We start from the raw sequence: 19,716 nt of genomic DNA, 5'->3' as shown, positions 1-19,716 counted from the left end.
ACTTTCAACTTTTGCCAGTGTTGATCTGTCAGCATGGTACGAGGCATAGCGAATAGTAAAATTGGGTTTGGCGATTTGATTTTACTACTTCGCTATTTTTTTAAGCTAAAAGTGTCAACACACCCTATTTATCTATATGCATTTTTTATATTTCTATCTTACAAAATCTTATAAAGATCAGTATTTAGACATATCTATTAAAGCCATATTTTCAATATAAATAATATATTGTTTTAATTAATATTTTCTTTAAAAGATCTTTTTTATATTCGACTAAAGAGATAAGCAAGGCTTTTCTATCCAGTATATCGAATATAGATTTATTGCTATGATATCCACAACTTCAGAACACCCAAACCTTACCATGTACTTATAAAATATCTATTTTCTCTCTCCAAAATAGATCAGGTACATCAGATTTGGGCTGCCTCTGACTTGATCAAGTTCATCAGAACTGTTGCTGCACGCTTGCATCTTCCGATCTCAAGCTCTCTTCAACCATGATCAAGCTACCTACTTAGATCGTAATAAAACTCTTATTTAACACGATTTAAAAATGCTTATACTCTAGGCAAGAATAGAATTAGGACAATTTCATGAAAAAGTTACTTGGCGTTATCTTGAGTGCCTCTGTATTGACTTTAACTGGGTGTGGTAAACAGGAAGCGCCTGCGAATGATGCAGCGCAAAGCAAAGATGCAAATGGTCTTCAGACTGTAACTATGGCTTCGACCGGTTCAGATGCAGACGTATGGCGTTATATCGCGACCCTGCCTGAAACCAAAGCAGCCGGTATCAAACTTGATGTAAAAAATTTCACTGACTATGTGTCAATGAACACGGCAGTAGCCAACAAAGAAATTGATGTGAATGCATTCCAGTCTTATGCCTATATGGTGGCTTACAACGATGCCAACACAGCCAAAATTGCACCTCTATCTACGACCTATCTAGAGCCTATGGGCATTTACTCAAGCAAAGTCAAATCTTTAAACGAGTTTAAAACTGGTGCTACCATTGCCATTCCGAATGACGGCGCAAACGAATCGCGTGCATTATTACTTTTACAATCAGCAGGTCTGGTTAAATTAAAAGCTGGTTTTGACAATGTCAAAGGCACAACGTCTGATGTGACCGAAAATGCAAAACAAATCGTGATTAAGCCAATTCAAATGGCAACTGCAGTACGCGTAAAAGACGAAGTAGATGCGATTGTGCTGGGCAATACCTTGGCAATGGAAGGTGGTTTAAACGTATTGAAAGATGCGATTTACTACGAGCCAATCGATCAAAGCACAAAAATGAATGTCAACGTATTAGCTGTTGCAGCAGATCGTCAAAATGATCCAGTTCTGCAAAAAGTAGGTGCGTTGTATCATACGCCAGCAGTAAAAGCATATGTTGATGAACATTTTGGTGGTACGAAAGTTGCGGTAAACAAACCTGTGACGTATTTAACTGAATCAAAATAGTACTATAATAGACTTTTAGAACAGGCAAGGACGATTTCTTGCCTGTTTTTTTATCCGTGATGCAGTTTTTGACACTATGATTGAATTTAAAGATATTTCAAAACAGTATGAGCTTAAGGGTCAAACCTTGCATGCCTTGAATCAGATTAATCTTCAGATTCCAACCGGCAGTATTTTTGGCATCATCGGTTATAGTGGTGCCGGTAAAAGCACCCTCATCCGTCTGATCAACCTGCTTGAGCGCCCAAGCTCAGGCAGGATTATCATTAACGGAACAGATTTTACCGCACTGGATGCCAAAGCATTGCGTCAAGAACGTGCCAGCATCGGCATGATTTTCCAGCATTTCAATTTAATGCAAACCAAAACCGTGGCAGCCAATATCGAAATGCCCATGAAACTCCTCGGCTGGAGCAAGGCAGAACGGGAAAAGCGCCTCGAAGAATTATTAGACTTTATTGACCTGAAACATAAACGTCATGCTTTTCCAGATGAATTGTCTGGCGGTCAAAAGCAGCGTGTTGGTATTGCCCGTGCCCTTGCCAATCATCCAAAAATTTTACTCTGTGATGAAGCGACTTCTGCACTTGATCCACAAACCACCAAATCTGTTCTACAGCTACTTAAAAAAATTAATGAAGAACAAGGCATCACCATTGTTATGGTTACCCATGAAATGGATGTAATTGAAACCGTGTGTGATTATGTCGCCGTGATGGAAAAAGGTGATGTGATTGAAACCGGCAGTACCTTACAAATATTCAGTCAGCCCCAGCACCCGACGACCAAGAATTTTATTCAGACCGTATTACAGCAGCATTTACCAGTCAATATTCTGAATAATCTGGAAAACCAGAATCACAACAGTATTTATTGCCTGAAATTCCTTGGTAGCTCGGCACAGGAAACCGTGATTCAAGCGGTGATTAAACAGTTTGATATCAGTTTAAATATTCTGTTTGCCAATATGACCGAAATTAATGGCACGGTGATTGGCCAGATGTTTATTCAGCTACTGGGTGATGCACAAGAAATTCAAGCAGCAATAAAATTCCTTGAACAACACGGCGTACAAGTCGATCAGGCGGGAGTACAGGCATGAGAGATTTGATTGTACAGTGGCTGACGACGATCACTGCACCGTTCTGGAAAAGCTCCCTGTCGATAGATCAGTTCGTGACAGCGCTACAAGAAACCTTTCATATGGTGTTCTTCGCGATGCTGTTTGGCTGTATCTGGGGCTTTATTCAGGCGATTACCCTGCTGGTGACACGTCCAAATGGGATTCTGCCGAATCGTGTGATTTATCACGGTCTCAATCCGATTGTGAATGCGCTGCGTTCGCTGCCATTTATTATCTTGTTGATTGCGGTGATTCCACTGACCAAGTTAATTGTCGGCACATCAATTGGTACATGGGCAGCGATTGTTCCATTGACCATTTATGTCGGCCCATACATTGGTCGCCTGATTGAAACATCTTTGCTTGAAGTGAATGAAGGTATTATCGAATCTGCCCAAGCGATGGGCGCGACGCCAATGCAAATTATCTTTAAGTTTATTCTGCCGGAAGCGCGTAGCTCACTGATTCTAAACTTGACTACTGCTACCATCAGTTTGATTGGTGCAACGGCAATGGCCGGTGCTGTCGGTGCGGGTGGTATTGGTGACTTAGCGATTTCTTATGGTTATCAGCGTTTTGATACCTCTGTAGTCATCATGACGGTGATTGTATTACTGATTCTAGTGCAGATTGTACAAAGCCTCGGTGACTGGTTATCCCGACTTCGTTAAGCTAGTTTTTATGTATGAATAAAGCCCTCTAAAAAGAGGGTTTTATTGTTTTTAATACTTACGATCCCTTTCTCATTATTTCAAAGTAAAGTCCTGCAACTATTTGATACGTGCCACGGCGACAGGAAGTCGCCCGTTGATTTGTGGCACATGGAAGTGCCATCAGATCAACAAAGGGGTTTTGTTACTTTTGTCCCGTCAAAAGTAAAAGAAAATATCTTCTAACAACTAACTAAATAATCAGCTTAAAAAATCAAATTCAAACTTGACCTAAAAGTTAGCCATTTCCCCTCAATTTCAAACTGAAACAATAAATCCCATGTTAAACTATTCAATGGTTTTAGCAGGGACTCATCTATGCACTTTGTTCATCTTGGTATTCATACAGAATTTTCGATTACTGAATCCATCGTACGGATACCTGACTTGGTCAAAGCTGCCGAAGAAGAACAGATGCCTGCCCTTGCGCTCACGGATCTTTCTAACCTGCATGCTGCCGTCAAGTTCTATGGCAAATGCCTGGGCAAAGGCATCAAGCCGATTCTGGGTTCCGAAATTCGCCTGAATGATGCCGAACATCGCATGACCTTATTGGCCATGACCAATACCGGCTGGCGTAACCTGACGGAACTGGTATCTGAAGGCTTTATCAGTGGCCAGCAACTGGATATTCCCTGCGTTCAAAAACAATGGATTTTAAATCAGCCTGAGGACATGATTGCCCTGCTCGGCATGCATTCCGATGTCGGCAAAATGCTGATGAGTTCAAATCCGCAAAAAGCGGAACCGCTGCTAGAAGAATGGGTCGAAAAATTTGGTAATCGTGTTTATCTTGCCCTGACCCGTACCAATCGTCCGGATGAAGATAACTTTATTCTGGAAGCCGTTAAGCTGGCAAAAAAATACAATATCGGTGTGGTCGCACATAATGATGTGCATTTCATGACCCGTGAAGATTATGAAGCGCATGAAGCACGGGTATGTATTGCAGATGGTTATGTGCTTGGTGACAACCGCCGCCCTAAAACCTATTCACCTGAACAATATTTCAAATCTGCTGAAGAAATGACGGCGCTGTTCTCGGATATTCCATCTGCGATTGAGAACACCTATCACATTGCCAAACGCTGTAATGTGACGCTGCAACTGGGCAAATACTTCCTGCCTGATTATCCGATTCCTGAAGGTCATACCATTGATACCTTCTTTGCACACTTGTCCAAAGAAGGTCTGGAAGAACGCCTGAATTTCCTGTATCCGCCTGAACAACGTGATGAAGACTGGCCAGAAATCCGCAAGCCTTATGATGAGCGTATCGAATACGAGATTAACATCATTAACTCGATGGGATTCCCGGGCTACTTCCTGATCGTGATGGACTTCATTCAGTGGTCGAAAAGTAACGGCGTTCCGGTCGGTCCGGGCCGTGGTTCGGGTGCAGGTTCACTGGTCGCCTATAGCTTAAAAATTACCGATCTTGACCCGCTGCGTTATGAACTGCTGTTCGAACGTTTCCTGAACCCGGAACGTGTTTCGATGCCCGACTTCGACGTCGATTTCTGTATCGCAGGCCGTGACCGCGTGATTGACTATGTAGCACGTACCTATGGCCGTGATGCGGTCTCCCAGATTGCAACATTCGGCACTATGGCGGCCAAAGGTGCGATTCGTGATGTTGCCCGCGTTTTGGGTAAATCTTATGGCTTGGCGGATCGTATCTCGAAAATGATTCCGACCAAGCCTTTAGGTCTAAGCCTGCTTGAGTCACTAGAAGCTGAACCCCAGCTTAAAGATATCGTCACCAATCCATCCAATCCAGACCATGACGATGCAGCCGAAATCTGGGAAATGGCACTAAAACTGGAAGGTATTACCCGAAACACTGGTAAACATGCTGGTGGTGTGGTGATCTCGCCAACCAAAATTACCGATTTCTCTGCGGTCATGTGTGATGCCGATGGTACCGGACGCGTGGCACAGTTCGATAAAGACGATGTCGAATCTGCAGGTCTGGTGAAGTTTGACTTCTTGGGTTTGCGTAACCTGACGGTGATTGAAGATGCGGTTAAAAATATCAATAAACGCATCAAAGCGGATAAACCTTTAGATATTGCTTATATCCCGCTTGAAGATAAAGACGCATATCTGGTCTTTGCCAATGCCAACACCACCGCGGTATTCCAGTTTGAATCCGTGGGCATGAAGAAGATGCTGAAAGAGGCACGCCCGAGCAAGTTTGAAGAAATTATTGCCTTCGTATCGCTGTACCGTCCAGGCCCGATGGATCTGATTCCTGACTTTATCCACCGGATGCATGGTGGCGATTTTGAATATCTGCATCCATTGCTTGAAGGCGTGCTAGAACCCACCTACGGGATTATGGTGTATCAGGAACAGGTAATGCAGGCTGCACAGTACTGTGCCGGCTATACCCTTGGTGGCGCGGACTTGTTACGTCGTGCCATGGGTAAGAAAAAACCGGAAGAAATGGTCAAACAGCGCCAGATCTTTATTGAAGGTGCATCGAAAAAAGACATTGATGAAGCGACCGCCAACCATATTTTCGACTATATGGAAAAGTTCGCTGGCTATGGTTTTAACAAATCGCATGCGGCTGCCTATGCCCTAGTTGCTTACCAGACCGCATGGCTGAAAGCGCATTATCCGGCTGAATTCCTGTCGGCAGTATTGACCTCGGAGATGCAGAACACCGACAACGTGGTATTCCTGATTGATGACTGTCGCAAGAATAATCTGGAAGTTTTACCGCCGTCAGTGAATATGTCGCTGTATCAATTCCATGCTATCGATGAGCAAACCATTGTCTATGGTCTGGGGGCGATCAAAGGCGTCGGTGAAGCGGCGATGCAGTCGGTGATTGACTCGCGTGCACAAGAAGGTCCATTCCGTGACTTGTTTGATTTCTGTCATCGTATTGACCTGAAAAAAATCAATAAGCGTACTCTAGAAGCACTGATTCGTTCAGGTGCACTGGATTGCTTGGGAATTGACCGTGCCGACCTGATGGCGCAACTGCCTGAAGCGGTTCAAGCTGCGGAACAGGCACGTTCCAATCGTGAAACCGGCATCATGGACCTGTTTGGCGAAGTGGAAGAAGTTCAGCGCAAGCCATCTAAGCCAGTCAAACCATGGGCAGATGAAGTTCGTCTGAAAGGTGAAAAAGATACACTTGGTCTGTATTTAACCGGTCACCCGATTGATGTGTATCGCAATGAACTGAAAGCCTTTGTGCCTAGTCAGATCAATGAGCTGACGCCAACACGCCGTGGTGTGACCACCGTGTTTGCAGGACTGGTGGTGGATATTGCCAATTTCCCGAACCGGATGATGATGACACTGGATGATGGTACGGCACGGATTGAAATTTCAGCCAATCACGAACGCTTCAACCGCTTTAAAGAGATTATCCAGCTCGATAAAGTGGTGGTGATTGAAGGTGAAATTTATGAGCGTGAAGGCTTTGACCGTCCGATGGGACGCCTCACCAAAGCATTTAGCCTGAATGAAATTCGCCAGAAACGTGCCAATAGCATCAAGATTACCCTCACAGCCGAGCATTTCAGCAAGAGCTTGAGCCGTGACTTGCAGCAGATTCTGACTCCTTATTGCAATGTCGATATGTCGGCACATATTCCGGTGATTCTATATCTGGATTACCCGTATGCCACGACTGAACTGCATCTGGGTCTCAACTGGAAAGTCGCCCCACTGGATGAGCTCCTAGCCAAATTGCGTGATTATTTTGGTAAAGAAGCCTTGCATATTGAGTATCAGGTCAAGTCCAAAGCTGCCAAAGCCGTGTCCTATGAACAGGCCAAGCCGGTGGATATTCCTCCGCCGCCTGCGGGCATGAGCATGGATGATGCACTGGAGCTGTATCAGGCTGAATCCCAGCCGCAATATTCATAAATCCTGATCTTTAAAACACCTTAAAATTGGAATCCTCATGAGTCAAATTGACAATGCTGCTGTTTCAGCACATCTCTCCCATGTGCGTATTGTCATGGTCAAGACCACTTTACCTGCCAATATCGGCAGTGCCTTACGTGCCATGAAAACCATGGGCTTGTCCAAGCTGGTTCTGGTGGCACCGAAAACCTATCCGCATCCGGATATTGACGCGCTGGCCGCGGGTGCAACTGACCTGATCGAGCAGATCGAGATTGTAGAAACCCTTGAAGATGCCATTAAAGACTGTCAGATTGTATTCGGTACCAGCGCACGTAGCCGTACCATTCCCTGGCCGCTGTTAGATGTGCGCCCTGCCGCTGAAAAAGCCATGTCCGCCGTGGTACAAAATCAGCAGGAAGTCGCGATTCTATTTGGCCGTGAAGACCGTGGTCTGACCAATGAAGAACTGGCGATGGCCAATTATCATCTGACTATTCCTGTGAATACTGATTATGGCGTACTGAATGTAGCTCAGGCGATTCAGGTGATCTGCTATGAGATGCGCATGGCAACGATGAGTCAAATTGAACAGCCACGTGATGCTAAAGCGACCATGCAAGTCATTGATGGCATTGAAATGGAATGGGATGAACCTTTAGTCAATCATGCGCAGATGGAACAGTTCTATCCGCACTTGGAAAAAATGCTGGCAGAAATTGAATTTATGGATCCAAAAAATCCAAGATTATTGCCTTTACGCTTGCGTCGTCTCTTCGGACGTATACAATTAGATCGTATGGAATATCACTTACTTCGTGGTATTTTTAGCCGTGTTCAGGCATTGAACAACGGCACCTGGAAAAAATCTTCACACACATCATCACAGGACGAGGATCAAATCTAATGCTAAAACAGCTCAAAGAAGATATACAAGCTGTCTTTGCGCGCGATCCTGCAGCACGCAATACCTTAGAAGTCTTAACCACTTATCCTGGCATTCATGCGCTGATCATGCATCGCATGGCACATGAGCTATGGAACAAAGACTGTAAAGGAACTGCGCGTGCGTTGTCTTCGTTTAGCCGCTTTGCCACCGGCATTGAAATTCATCCCGGCGCAAAAATTGGCCGCCGTTTCTTTATCGATCACGGTATGGGTGTCGTAATTGGCGAAACTGCTGAAATTGGCGATGACGTGACGCTTTATCACGGCGTGACTTTGGGTGGAACGACCTGGAATAAAGGTAAACGTCATCCGACCCTAGAAGATGGCGTGGTGGTCGGTGCTGGTGCCAAGATTCTAGGGCCATTTACCGTGGGTAAAAATGCCAAAGTCGGTTCTAATGCGGTCGTCACCAAAGCGGTTCCTGAGAACGCCACAGCTGTGGGCAACCCGGCACGTTTTATCACCAAAGACAAACCCAAAGATGATGCTGAAGCGCGTCGTCGTGACTATGCAGAAAGTATCGGTTTCCAGCCCTATGCCGCAACTGAAGACCAGTCCGATCCGATTTTGGAAGGCATGCGGATTCTGCTGGATCGCATTCAGCAAAATGAAAAACGCATGAACAACTTGTGCAATCGTCTTTCTTTGTTAGATCCGACCTTTAACAAGCAGCAACAGGATGGCCAGCCTTTGAGTAAAAAAGAGTTAGAGATTCTGGAAGAAGCGCGCCGTGAATGTGAAGCGCAAACCAGCCAATCCAAGGCCTGAATATCACACTTCACTCTGTAACACGGGTTTACTTGCATGATGGTTATAGTTTTCATAGACTGACGATCATGCAATTTTTGAATAGATGTTTTAAAAATAACAGAATGGATGACTATTATGACCTTTAAGCCCTTGGCACTTGCTTGCTTAGCATTCACAATTACTGCGTGTTCAACCACTCCTCAGAAATCTGCTGAGAAACCTGTAGATCAAGTGGTTTTTGTAGAGCCTGAACTGAGCCCACCATTTTATGCTTTAAATCCATTCAATTATAATGAACCACCTGAATTTGAAGTGCATTTGAAAAAAGCTGCAGCGCAGCCTGTAACCAAGATGGTGGTGACGGATCCTAATGATCCATCCAAGCAACTGACCCTGGATGTGAATAAACTGATTATTCCAGTGGTAGATAGCAATACCCGTGCAATGCGTTATGCAGCACTTGCCAATTCAAATGAAATCGATATCACCGAAATTGACGATTTCCTGCAAATGGTCGAAGGTAAGGCACGTCATTATCCACCACGTTTCAGCGATCGTCAGGAACGCCGTGGTTTTGAAGCCAAATTGCGTGAAGTCACCCGACAACTGGATACTTTAGCGGCCCGTCCAAATGCCTCTTTTGATGTGTTGATGCGTGCTTTTAAAGCCAGCGTGATGGCACGTAACCTGGATCTGGGTTCAGTTTATACCACCAATTCCCTGACCTATGCCCAGCGTATTCTCAAAATTAACCCGGATGATCCTGAAGTCAACTTCTGGTTTGGTTTTGGTCTGTCTGAAGGCGGTGGTCAACGTGAAGCCATCGCTTATCTGGACAAAGCCATGAAAGCTGGCGTTCAGGAGGCTTATCTTTCTGCAGCCAATAACTATATTGCATTGGAACAGAAAAAAAATGCCACTCAAACCTTGGCGAACTATAAGGTGAAATATCCGCAAGAAGCTGAAGTAGCCGACCGTCTGATTCAGGAAATTGAAAAAAATGGCCGCTGGAATGTTTGGCAAATTCTGCAAACATCAACACCCGCTCCGGCTACAGACCCAGCAACAGCACCGGTAACCCCATAATCAAGATTCGCTTCAATTTGATTACAAATAGACTGCTACGGCGGTCTATTTTTATGGGAAAAAATTAGTAAAATACAAAACATTATCCCGCTTTATAACTTGAATTCAGTGAAAAGTTTTATGCACGAAAAAATAAATAAAAGATTAATGCTGTGCACTTTACTCATCACCAGCGTACTCAGCGGCTGTCAGGTGGTCAGTGTTAAGGAACAGGCGATTAATGTCACGCTGAACAATGAGCGTGACAGCATCTTGACCCGCGACAAGCTTAGCGAAGCCAGTCTGAATGTGTTGTCCATGACAGGTCGTGAAGCTCAGATCTGTATTGATCAGCCCGAAGAATGTGTGGAAGATCTGAAAAGTATTCCCCAGATTTTAGATGAACAATTGCTTTCTACAGCAAGTGAATTATATCTAGCCAACTCCTTACAAAATGCCAAGTCTGCCGAATGCAACACCGGTGTTTTAAACAAAACCCGATCACCGGAAAAACAGCAACAACACAAGCAGAATATCCAGAAATGTCTGGATCAGCAGCTCACTATGCTGGATAAAAGCATTCGTTATAGCTATGCCTATCTATTTAAAACCGAGCGTGCGCCGCAAGAGCGTATTTTTGATAACCGCCAGGTCCAGATTCGTGACTTTTATAACCTGGCAATTGCTCATCTGATTCAACGCTATGCTGAACGTTATGAAGCCAAACAGTCCGGCCAGCGCATTCAGGTCGGTGACAGTGTATACACCATTGATCTGGAAAATTTTCCGCAGCTGAAAAACCAGACCATTGAACAGCTGATGTCCACCTATAACATGAACTTTTCCGGCCTACGTTCCATTACTCGTCGTGATGGTTTTGGTTCAGAATTTTTAGTGGTTTTACCTGAAGCACAGCAAACCGAGCAGGATAAAAAATATATTGTCGATCCGCTCAAGCACAACTATCCAAATGGTAAAAATCCTAACATTCATTCAGCACGCTATCTGGCGACCACCATTACTGCTGTACCAAAATCCGCGAATTCGACTGAACAGATTTTATCTACTTCGGAGTTTCACCTGAAACTGTATGACCCTTATAAACATGAAAAGATCAAAGTGGCTTCGAAAGAATATGCGCTGGCCGCCAACTTTTCTGCACCTTACGGCTTATGGCTGGCCGAGAACAATCTGGGGCGTTTAGCCTATCTAACCCTGATTAATCGCGAAGACAGTCTGAGCATGCCGCATCTGTACATGCTGGAACCTTATAATCCGGACAAGAAAGTGCTGGTATTGATTCATGGCTTGGCCAGTAGTCCTGAAGCCTGGATTCGTCTGACCAACGACATTATGGGTGATCCGGTATTAAGAAAAAATTTCCAGGTCTGGCAGGTATTTTATTCTACTAATATGCCGATTCTGGAAAGCCGTTTTCAAATTAATGCAGTGGTTCAGCAAGGCTTTGCCCAGGTCGCGAACAATGCGCCAGCCAAAAAAGATGCGGTACTGGTCGGACACAGTATGGGAGGAGTGATTGCCCGTTTAATGGTCAGTCAGGCCGATATTACCCAAGATGCATTTAAGCTGGTACAAAATACCCGCATTGCCCAGTTTAAAGATAATCCGTTATTTAAAGCACGCCTGCAAATGCAGCCTATTCCGAACTTTAGCCGAGCCATTTTCTTAGCGACACCGCATCGTGGAACGGAATATGCCGACCGCTGGCACACCAAACTGGCCCGTAAAATTATCCGTATACCGGGCGCATTTTTGGGTGCCTTTGCCGATACCCTGCAAGGTGAGATCGGGCTAAACGAGTTTGTCAAAGAACTGGGGCATGACCTGATTCAAAATGGCCCAAGCGATTTGAGTGAAAATTCGAAATTCACGGCGTTGACCCAGGATATTCAGCCTTCTAAAGATATCAAATTTCACTCGATTATCGGCAATACCGTAGATACGCAAGACACCAAGCTCATGAGCGATGATATCGTTTCATATGAGAGTGCTTACCTAAATGGTGCTGTATCTAGCAAAGTGATTAAGGGCGGCCACTCGATTCAGGAAACGCCTGAAGCCGTGCTGGAATTACGCCGGATTCTCAGATTACATCTCTCAGACCTCGGTCTTTATGATCCGGAATAAACTATCGTCTTGATTGAGACTTGCCACCGCATGTTCGCATCCGGTGGTTTATTTTTTTTAAAATTGCAAATAGTGCTGAATAAGAAGCCATAGCGGCAGATCTGAGCGCTGACTTAAACATTCATCTGGAATTTCATTTCTTTCTAAAAATTAAATTTGATAGACTTGCTGCAATACAGCTTTAAAGCTGAATTGAATCAGCAGATTCATTTCACATTTTCGATCTCCTGTGCTCAATCATGTGGGATTGGCCAGACTGAAAACGTGCTTTAAATTTTCCTGCATAGCCTATTGAGCAGTATTTGCATTTATCTCTTGTTGAAAGGATTTATTTTTAATGACCAGTTCAGAAATTATGGCTGATCTTTCTACCTTAACGCCCATGATGCAGCAATACATGTCGGTGAAAATGCAGCATCCGCATTCTTTGATGTTTTATCGTATGGGTGATTTTTATGAACTGTTCTTTGAAGATGCACACAAGGCAGCCAAGATTTTAGGCATTACCCTGACCCATCGTGGTAAAGTCAATGGTCAGCCGATTCCTATGGCGGGCGTGCCTTATCATGCAGCCGAGGGCTATCTGGCACGTCTGGTCAAAAAAGGCGAAACCGTGGTGATCTGCGAGCAGATCGGCGAGGTTACTGGGAAAGGACCGGTTGAGCGTGGTGTAGTTCGGATTATTACGCCGGGCACCCTGACCGATGATGCCATGCTGGGTGCACATCAAAGCTCGAATCTGGTGGCTTTATGTATTCAGCAGAGTCAGATTGGCATTGCACTTCTCGATCTCAGCGCTGGCTTATTTAAAGTACAGCAGCAGGATTATGATCTTAACCAGCTCATGATTGAACTGGCACGTTTGATGCCAAGCGAAATTCTGCTGGATGAAAATATCGCTGATCCGACATTGACCGAACAACTCAAACAGCAACTGGATATCTCGCTCACCAAACGTCCAAATGTTGATTTCAACCTGAATAATGCACAAAAAACCTTATGTGACCAGTTTGCCGTCAGCACGCTTTCAGGTTTCGGAATTGATCATTTACCTTTGGCTAAAGCAGCCGCAGCGGCACTGATTCACTACGCCAAAGAAACCCAGAAAACTGCGTTACCGCATATCCGCACGATTCAGCTAGAACAGAGTTCAGATTTTATTGCTTTGGATCCGGTGACACGCCGTAATCTTGAACTGATTGAGCCTTTATTTGAACATGGAACATCCTTATTTCAGCTGATCAATGATTGCCAGACTGCCATGGGGGGGCGCTTGCTCAGTCGCACCCTGATGCAACCTTTACGCGATACAGCCTTGCTGGATGAGCGCCTGGATGCCATTCAAGCCCTGCTGCAAGGTTTCCACGAAGTACCTGTACGTTTGGTACTAAAAGAAATTAGCGATATTGAACGCGTGCTGAGCCGTATTGCACTTGGCAGTGCCCGTCCACGTGATCTGGTGCAATTGCGACAGGCCTGCGCGCAAATTCCATTTTTACGCCATGCCCTGCAACCGATTGTCAGTCAGCAACAGTCCAAACTTTTAGTACAACTCAATGAAGAACTCGGCGACTTCCATGATCTACATCAACGTCTGATGTCCGCCATTGTGGAAAATCCACCCGTCCTGCTTCGTGATGGTAATGTCATTGCAGAAGGTTTTGACAGTGAACTCGATGAACTACGTCAGATTCGTGATCATGCCAGCCAGTTCCTGATTGATCTGGAAATTAAAGAGCGTGAACAAAGCGGCATTCCGGGACTGAAAATTGGCTACAACCGCGTCAGTGGCTATTATATTGAACTGACCCGCGCACAGGCTGAACAGGCACCCGAGCACTATATTCGTAGGCAAACCCTGAAAAATGCCGAACGCTACATCACACCTGAACTGAAAGCATTTGAAGACAAAGTCTTATCAAGCGAATCGCGTGCCTTGGCCCGTGAAAAAATGCTGTTTGAAATGCTGCTGGATGAACTGCGTCAGGATATCGGCAGTTTACAGATGATGAGCAGCGCCATTGCCCAGATTGATCTGATTGCTAATTTTGCCCATCAGGCGCGTTTACGCAACTGGTCGCGTCCAAAATTCAGCCCGGAAGTCGGCGTCAGTATTACTGCCGGTCGACATCCGCTGGTAGAAGCCCTGAGTAAAACCGCCTTTACGCCGAACGATACGCGACTGGATTTTTCCCATCGGATGGCGATTATTACCGGTCCGAATATGGGCGGTAAATCGACCTTTATGCGCCAGACTGCATTGATTGTATTACTGGCTTATTGTGGTGCCTATGTTCCGGCACAAGCTGCAACCTTAGGTCCGGTTGACCGTGTCTTTACCCGTATTGGTTCTGCCGATGATTTATCGACCGGCAAATCAACCTTTATGGTGGAAATGACCGAAACCTCGCAAATCCTGCATCATGCCACCAGCCAGTCTTTGGTACTCATGGATGAAGTTGGCCGTGGAACCAGTACCTATGATGGCTTGTCTTTGGCTTGGGCCTGTGTGCTGGATCTGACCAAACGCATTCAATGTTTATGTCTATTTGCTACCCATTATTTCGAACTGACTGAACTGGATAAGGAAAGTGGCATTAATAACTACCATGTCACGGCCAAAGAGCTGAATGGTAATCTGATTTTATTGCATAAGGTGCAACATGGCCCGGCCAGTCAAAGTCATGGCTTGCAAGTCGCGAAATTGGCAGGCATTCCGGCTGCGGTGATTAAAGAAGCGCAAAACCGCTTAAAGATTCTGGAAAAACAGCATCAGGCCAAGCCACTGAGCCCGCAGCATGATCTGTTTGCAATGCCTGAAGTTATGGAGCCTATAGAACGTATCATCGAAATTGAGAAAGAATCGCCTGCACTGGACTTACTTGAAGATATCGATGTAGACAGTTTGACGCCACGGGAAGCCTTGCAGCAGTTATATGCGCTCAAAGACCTGATCAAACAGCCAAGTTAATTCTCGGCCCTCGACCTCATCTGGCATAGGGTCGATGTCCTGAACATACCGATGAATGCTGTAATTCATCGGTATGCGACCTTTTTTCAAATTTAACAGCCCTATATATAACAAATATCAATAAAAGGAATTGTTAGTTCCCCCTGTTTTTGCCTAAAATACAGCATTCGTAATTAGAACCATATTTTTTAGGTAGCTGTCGCCATGACCTTCGTTGTCACTGAAAATTGTATTAAATGTAAATATCAAGACTGTGTTGAAGTTTGCCCTGTAGACTGTTTCTATGAAGGTCCTAATTTCCTTGTGATTAACCCGGACGAATGTATCGACTGTGCGTTATGCGAACCTGAATGCCCGGCAAATGCAATTTTCTCTGAAGACGAATTACCAGAAGGTCAGGAAGTCTTTATTGAACTGAATGCTGACCTGTCACAAAAATGGCCAAATATCACACAAATTGGTGACCAGCCAGCAGACCGTGAAGAATGGAATGGCAAAGCAGACAAATTACAATACCTTGAAAAGTAATTAGTTTAAACTTTAAAAGATCAGCAAATGCTGATCTTTTTTATACTCAACGCACACATTTCATTGCAATATTCTCCAAATTTCTCCCTATATTTAGTCTAAAATAGCGCTATTTTGTAAATATCTGATTTCTATAAATGAAGAACTTGTTAAAGGGATTATTGAGTCTTTGTATAATTCCTCTTGTTTTTGTGGGCTGTACCACGACCACAAAACAACCTGGACAGGCCACCACACCTGCTGGAAAACGGATTTACATTCCACAAGAACGTGTTCAATACGATCGTAAAGCCCACCCAAAAACTGTGCCTTATGTGTATACCCACTGGGTATCGGCACTGGATAATTTGTCACGCGTGCGTGAATATGAGGTTTTTCTGGAACGTCATGGGGTTGGCAATATCATTCCGAGTTTCGAATTGATGCGTACTGCACGTGATTGGGCCAAGTGTGGCCGTTCCCAATACATGATTCCAAGCCGTGAATTATGGGCCAATCAGATCCCAACTTTAAAAGTCTTTAAATATCTGGTTGCAGCCAATGTACTGACTGATTTTGAAGTCACGTCAGTCTATCGTGACCTGCCTTTAAACCAGTGTGCCGGTGGTGCCAACTCTTCACGCCATCTGTACAACTCTGCCATCGATTTCCGGATTGGGCCTGAATATCCGCAGGCACAAGATTATAGCTATATTGAAAATACCAAGTTCAAATTGTGTCAGTTCTGGGTACAGCATGGTCAAAGTCTGAATATGGGACTTGGCATGTATGCTTCAGGCCAAATCCACATCGATACCCAAGGTTATCGCACCTGGGGACCGAGTTTAGGCCGTAATTCCTCGATGTGTAATTACTAAGTCATGACAACCACTCTACAAAGTTCATTCAGGACATTGTAGAGCCTAAAAAATCATCACCTATAGAACAATAAATTGCGCTCTGCCGCGAAAAGTTTAAAATGCACGCATCGCAATCGAGGTGCTAAGACTATGCAACAAATGTGGACAGACATTGATCACTACATTGATTCACATTTAATTCCTGAAGACCCCATTCTGAATCAAACTCTTGAGAATACCGCAGCGCACGGTTTTCCTGATCATCTGGCTGTAGCACCAAATCAAGGCATGTTGTTGCAGATGCTAATCCAGATGAACCAGTGTAAACGTGTACTGGAACTCGGCACATTTGCAGCATATAGCACCATGTGGCTGGCACGTGCCTTGCCGGATGATGGCTATATCCTGACGATTGAAGGACGTGATACCCATGCGGCAATGGGTCAGGAAAATATTGATCGCGCGCAGCTTAAACAGACCGTTGAACTGAAATGCGGCCGTGCAGCAGATGTGCTTAAAGCCCTGCCTGAAGATACTAAAGCTTTCGATTTCATCTTTATTGATGCAGACAAACAGAGTTATCCAGAATATCTGGAACTCAGTTTAAACCTGTCCCACTCAGGTACGCTTATTTTTCTAGACAATGTGATTCGTGCTGGCGAGATCATTAATCCGGACAATAATAAACCAAGTATTGAAGGCATTCGTGACATGTTTAAAGCGCTTCAAAATCATCCACGTATCTTGTCATGCACTGCTTTACAAACGGTTGGCAGCAAAGGACATGATGGTTTTGCACTCGCGATTGTGAAATAAAACAAGAAGAACAAAAATCACCCAATGACATATTTATTATAAATAACATTAACTTATAAATATTAACCACAGAGTTATCCACAATATATGAGGATAACTCTGGTCATTTTTAAATCAAGCTGTAACAATTTACGATTAGACTTCGCGCTTGGCTATTTTATGCAATCCTTACTTCGCAACCAGTAAAGGTACTTTGGAATTCCGGAAAATCGTGGTCGCAATACTGCCCAAAAAGAACTGGTGAATTTTACTGTGACTAAATGCACCCAACACGATCAGTTGAATCCCGAGTTCCTGTTGATAGGTCAAAATATTTTCTGCGACATCGCCATAGCGGTATTGTGGCACCACATCTAAACCGGCCTGATTTAAATATTGCAAAGGTTCATTTAGAATTTCAGCATGATCACCGATATATAACAGATGACATTGCAATAAGCGCAGCAGATCACTTTCCGCAATCCGTTTCATCATCTTGATACAGGTCGGTGAATATTCATAGGCGAAAATAAATCGTGTCGGCGGCTTAAACTGTTCTCCGACCGTCATCACGGTACAGTTTGCCCCACGAATAAAATTTTCCACATTGGTACCAATCGGTTTGTTTTTTTCAGCGGAGCGTTCACCGAGTAATCCAATCACTGCGATATCATCAGGCTGCAGGATCTGAAAGCTTTGTTCCAGAAAATCACCCTTTTCCTGAATATGGGTGGTTTGAATGCCGTGTTCTGCCAGAATCCGCTCCGAAATGTGTTGCAGCAGGTTATTGCTATAATCCAGCGCGATTTCACTTTGTTTTTGTTCAAGCTCAGCCAGTTCTTTCAGTAACATGGCATTACTTTCAAAGCCAATCACTCCGCTGATTTCCCCCAGATGATAACTGGCCGGGTAATAATCCAAAACCTGTAACAGAACCAGTTCACGGCCAGTCTGTTTGGCAATCCATGCCGCCGCGTCTGCCAGCGCGTTTATACATGGCGATGAGTCGATGCAGGCGATGACACGTTTCATGTTTAGCCTCTCTTCTATTTATGATAAAAATTTCTTAGTTATTTTTAACTTAGCATAAGCATTCAAAAATGTGCAGCGAAATCTGTAAGGCTTGACTTGAAATATGTTAACTTTTATGTGAACAAATATAGATCAACATATCGATCTATCTTCTGAGTCAGGCTGTTGCATCAAGCAATTGACCTCCAAAAGCTTATTCACGATAGCGAATGAATTGGGCCGGATTACCGGCAACAATCGCACGCTCCTCGACATCCTTAGTCACAATACTGTTCATTCCCACCACGGCCTGATCTGCGATTTTAATTCCGTCCTTGATACCGACATGCGCACCGAGCCACACATCCCGTCCGATCTCGATGCCTTGCGAACGTACCGGCTGCTGATAAATTGGCTGCTCGGGATCCATGCCGTGATCAAAGGCATAAAGATGACAATAAGCGGCGATACGCACCTGATCATGCAGTTTAATCCCCACCCGACCGCCATCCAGAATACAGTGATGATTAATCGCCACTTCATTCCCAATGTCGAGTGGACCATGCAAGGTGCAATCTGCGGCAATAAAGGTATTATCACCGATGATGATTTTGCGCCCCGGCTCGGCGAAGATATGTGCCAGTGGTGAAATAAAACAGTTTTCACCAATCTCGATGGTTTCCATCTCCATCAGATAAGCCTGATATTCCTTTTGCCATGCTTCTGCCCAACCGCGATTTTTTGGCTTTAAGGACCAGTACAGCCAAGGCATATAGTTCAGGCGATGTTTATGCTGCTCACGATATTTCAGTAATGGATCTACGTCAGTCATCTGTCGCTTCTTCTATGATTTTGAGCTGTTCCCGGCCGCGGGTCACATCTTGAATTTTTAAGGCAAAAGGTTGAATTTGATGTAACTGAAATAAGGCACTGACCTGTACTCCTTCAGCTGTATATTCTTCCTGATAATCGATTTGCTGCTGATTCAATTCATACTGAAAGATGGCCCATTCATTGAATTGACAGGAAAATTGCACCTTCTTCTTTTCAATCAGTTCAATTTTTTCTGCCAACAACAAACATTGTCCAGCGCAACCGCCATAGGCACGTACCAAGCCCCCTGTTCCCAGCTTGATCCCGCCATACCAGCGATTGACCAGTACCAGCACATTGGTCAGCTCATTGCCTTCAATGGTCGCCAGAATCGGGCGTCCCGCTGTGCCTGAAGGTTCACCATCATCATTAAAGCGTACCTGATGGCCAATTTTCCAGGCCCAGCATTGATGCGTGGTGCTTGGATCACGATAAGTTTCCAGAAAATCTTTGACGTGCTGCTCATTCTCAACAGGGGTGGCAAAGGCCTGAAAGCGGCTTTTTTTGATGTCTTCCTCAAAACTGACCAGGCTGGCAATGGTAAATGGCATAACTTCAGGCTTTAAACTCTCACTGCTGCAGTATACCCGCTTTGCACAGACAAATAAAAAGC

General features: G+C 44.6%; 15 protein-coding genes. 12 read left to right on the top strand and 3 right to left on the bottom strand.

Features of this window, described 5'->3' with window-relative positions:
* The first annotated feature begins 596 nt into the window (after positions 1 to 596).
* The 12 genes from FTT86_RS11825 (at position 597) to FTT86_RS11770 (ending at position 17,240) form a co-directional block, all read left to right on the top strand.
* Positions 597 to 1,472, top strand: coding sequence for a MetQ/NlpA family ABC transporter substrate-binding protein (locus FTT86_RS11825; RefSeq protein WP_005107214.1), 876 nt, complete (start codon positions 597 to 599; stop codon positions 1,470 to 1,472).
* A gap of 76 nt (positions 1,473 to 1,548) precedes the next feature.
* The gene (locus FTT86_RS11820) at positions 1,549 to 2,574 is read left to right on the top strand and encodes a methionine ABC transporter ATP-binding protein (protein WP_005100878.1); all 1,026 of its coding nucleotides are present in this window, start codon (positions 1,549 to 1,551) and stop codon (positions 2,572 to 2,574) included.
* Positions 2,571 to 3,266 carry a methionine ABC transporter permease gene (locus tag FTT86_RS11815; protein ID WP_004279923.1) on the top strand — a complete coding sequence of 232 codons (696 nt, stop codon included), beginning with the start codon at positions 2,571 to 2,573 and terminating at the stop codon, positions 3,264 to 3,266. Before FTT86_RS11820 ends, FTT86_RS11815 begins: the two co-directional genes overlap by 4 nt.
* Positions 3,267 to 3,623: 357 nt before the next feature.
* Positions 3,624 to 7,196, top strand: a complete 3,573-nt coding sequence (gene dnaE / locus FTT86_RS11810; RefSeq protein WP_004646691.1) for a DNA polymerase III subunit alpha — start codon at positions 3,624 to 3,626, stop codon at positions 7,194 to 7,196.
* Between the two features lie 37 nt (positions 7,197 to 7,233).
* Positions 7,234 to 8,082: an RNA methyltransferase gene (locus FTT86_RS11805; RefSeq protein ID WP_180181284.1), complete on the top strand. Its 849-nt coding sequence runs from the start codon at positions 7,234 to 7,236 to the stop codon at positions 8,080 to 8,082.
* Complete coding sequence (gene cysE, locus FTT86_RS11800; protein ID WP_228127940.1) at positions 8,058 to 8,891, top strand: serine O-acetyltransferase; 834 nt, start codon at positions 8,058 to 8,060, stop codon at positions 8,889 to 8,891. The genes FTT86_RS11805 and cysE overlap by 25 nt, the downstream gene beginning before the upstream one ends.
* 117 nt (positions 8,892 to 9,008) lie before the next feature.
* Positions 9,009 to 9,959, top strand: a complete 951-nt coding sequence (locus FTT86_RS11795; protein WP_004646689.1) for an ABUW_2363 family tetratricopeptide repeat lipoprotein — start codon at positions 9,009 to 9,011, stop codon at positions 9,957 to 9,959.
* Positions 9,960 to 10,079: 120 nt separating this feature from the next.
* The gene (locus FTT86_RS11790) at positions 10,080 to 12,086 is read left to right on the top strand and encodes a triacylglycerol lipase (protein ID WP_218954963.1); all 2,007 of its coding nucleotides are present in this window, start codon (positions 10,080 to 10,082) and stop codon (positions 12,084 to 12,086) included.
* Positions 12,087 to 12,423: 337 nt separating this feature from the next.
* Positions 12,424 to 15,057, top strand: coding sequence for a DNA mismatch repair protein MutS (mutS, locus tag FTT86_RS11785; RefSeq protein WP_180181282.1), 2,634 nt, complete (start codon positions 12,424 to 12,426; stop codon positions 15,055 to 15,057).
* 204 nt (positions 15,058 to 15,261) lie between these two features.
* Positions 15,262 to 15,585, top strand: coding sequence for a ferredoxin FdxA (fdxA, locus tag FTT86_RS11780; protein ID WP_004279936.1), 324 nt, complete (start codon positions 15,262 to 15,264; stop codon positions 15,583 to 15,585).
* Positions 15,586 to 15,722: 137 nt separating this feature from the next.
* A complete protein-coding gene (locus FTT86_RS11775) occupies positions 15,723 to 16,442 on the top strand; it encodes a D-Ala-D-Ala carboxypeptidase family metallohydrolase (protein WP_004279938.1) in 720 nt (239 codons plus the stop codon).
* 132 nt (positions 16,443 to 16,574) lie between these two features.
* Entirely contained in the window at positions 16,575 to 17,240 is a 666-nt protein-coding gene (locus FTT86_RS11770) for an O-methyltransferase (protein WP_180087258.1), read from the top strand.
* A gap of 168 nt (positions 17,241 to 17,408) precedes the next feature.
* Here the strand turns inward: FTT86_RS11770 and FTT86_RS11765 are convergent, their stop codons facing one another.
* From FTT86_RS11765 to FTT86_RS11755, 3 genes are all read right to left on the bottom strand, one after another.
* Complete coding sequence (locus FTT86_RS11765) at positions 17,409 to 18,251, bottom strand: universal stress protein (protein WP_004279943.1); 843 nt, start codon at positions 18,249 to 18,251, stop codon at positions 17,409 to 17,411.
* 193 nt (positions 18,252 to 18,444) lie between these two features.
* Positions 18,445 to 19,062 carry a DapH/DapD/GlmU-related protein gene (locus tag FTT86_RS11760; protein WP_180087256.1) on the bottom strand — a complete coding sequence of 206 codons (618 nt, stop codon included), beginning with the start codon at positions 19,060 to 19,062 and terminating at the stop codon, positions 18,445 to 18,447.
* Positions 19,055 to 19,654, bottom strand: coding sequence for a YigZ family protein (locus FTT86_RS11755; protein WP_180181281.1), 600 nt, complete (start codon positions 19,652 to 19,654; stop codon positions 19,055 to 19,057). Before FTT86_RS11755 ends, FTT86_RS11760 begins: the two co-directional genes overlap by 8 nt.
* Between the last annotated feature and the right edge of the window lie 62 nt (positions 19,655 to 19,716).

It is taken from the genome of Acinetobacter sp. YH01021 (assembly GCF_013420255.1).
Classification (GTDB): domain Bacteria; phylum Pseudomonadota; class Gammaproteobacteria; order Pseudomonadales; family Moraxellaceae; genus Acinetobacter.
Note: the sequence above shows the minus strand (reverse complement) of the source record. Positions and strands in the feature narration are given on the sequence as shown.

Coding starts and splice junctions, on each gene's coding strand:
- FTT86_RS11770 (WP_180087258.1), top strand. CDS start 16,575: ATGCAACAAATGTGGACAGACATTGATCACTACATTGATTCACATTTA.
- fdxA (WP_004279936.1), top strand. CDS start 15,262: ATGACCTTCGTTGTCACTGAAAATTGTATTAAATGTAAATATCAAGAC.
- dnaE (WP_004646691.1), top strand. CDS start 3,624: ATGCACTTTGTTCATCTTGGTATTCATACAGAATTTTCGATTACTGAA.
- FTT86_RS11805 (WP_180181284.1), top strand. CDS start 7,234: ATGAGTCAAATTGACAATGCTGCTGTTTCAGCACATCTCTCCCATGTG.
- FTT86_RS11820 (WP_005100878.1), top strand. CDS start 1,549: ATGATTGAATTTAAAGATATTTCAAAACAGTATGAGCTTAAGGGTCAA.
- FTT86_RS11825 (WP_005107214.1), top strand. CDS start 597: ATGAAAAAGTTACTTGGCGTTATCTTGAGTGCCTCTGTATTGACTTTA.
- FTT86_RS11795 (WP_004646689.1), top strand. CDS start 9,009: ATGACCTTTAAGCCCTTGGCACTTGCTTGCTTAGCATTCACAATTACT.
- FTT86_RS11790 (WP_218954963.1), top strand. CDS start 10,080: ATGCACGAAAAAATAAATAAAAGATTAATGCTGTGCACTTTACTCATC.
- FTT86_RS11755 (WP_180181281.1), bottom strand. CDS start 19,654: ATGCCATTTACCATTGCCAGCCTGGTCAGTTTTGAGGAAGACATCAAA.
- FTT86_RS11775 (WP_004279938.1), top strand. CDS start 15,723: ATGAAGAACTTGTTAAAGGGATTATTGAGTCTTTGTATAATTCCTCTT.
- FTT86_RS11765 (WP_004279943.1), bottom strand. CDS start 18,251: ATGAAACGTGTCATCGCCTGCATCGACTCATCGCCATGTATAAACGCG.
- FTT86_RS11815 (WP_004279923.1), top strand. CDS start 2,571: ATGAGAGATTTGATTGTACAGTGGCTGACGACGATCACTGCACCGTTC.
- FTT86_RS11760 (WP_180087256.1), bottom strand. CDS start 19,062: ATGACTGACGTAGATCCATTACTGAAATATCGTGAGCAGCATAAACAT.
- mutS (WP_180181282.1), top strand. CDS start 12,424: ATGACCAGTTCAGAAATTATGGCTGATCTTTCTACCTTAACGCCCATG.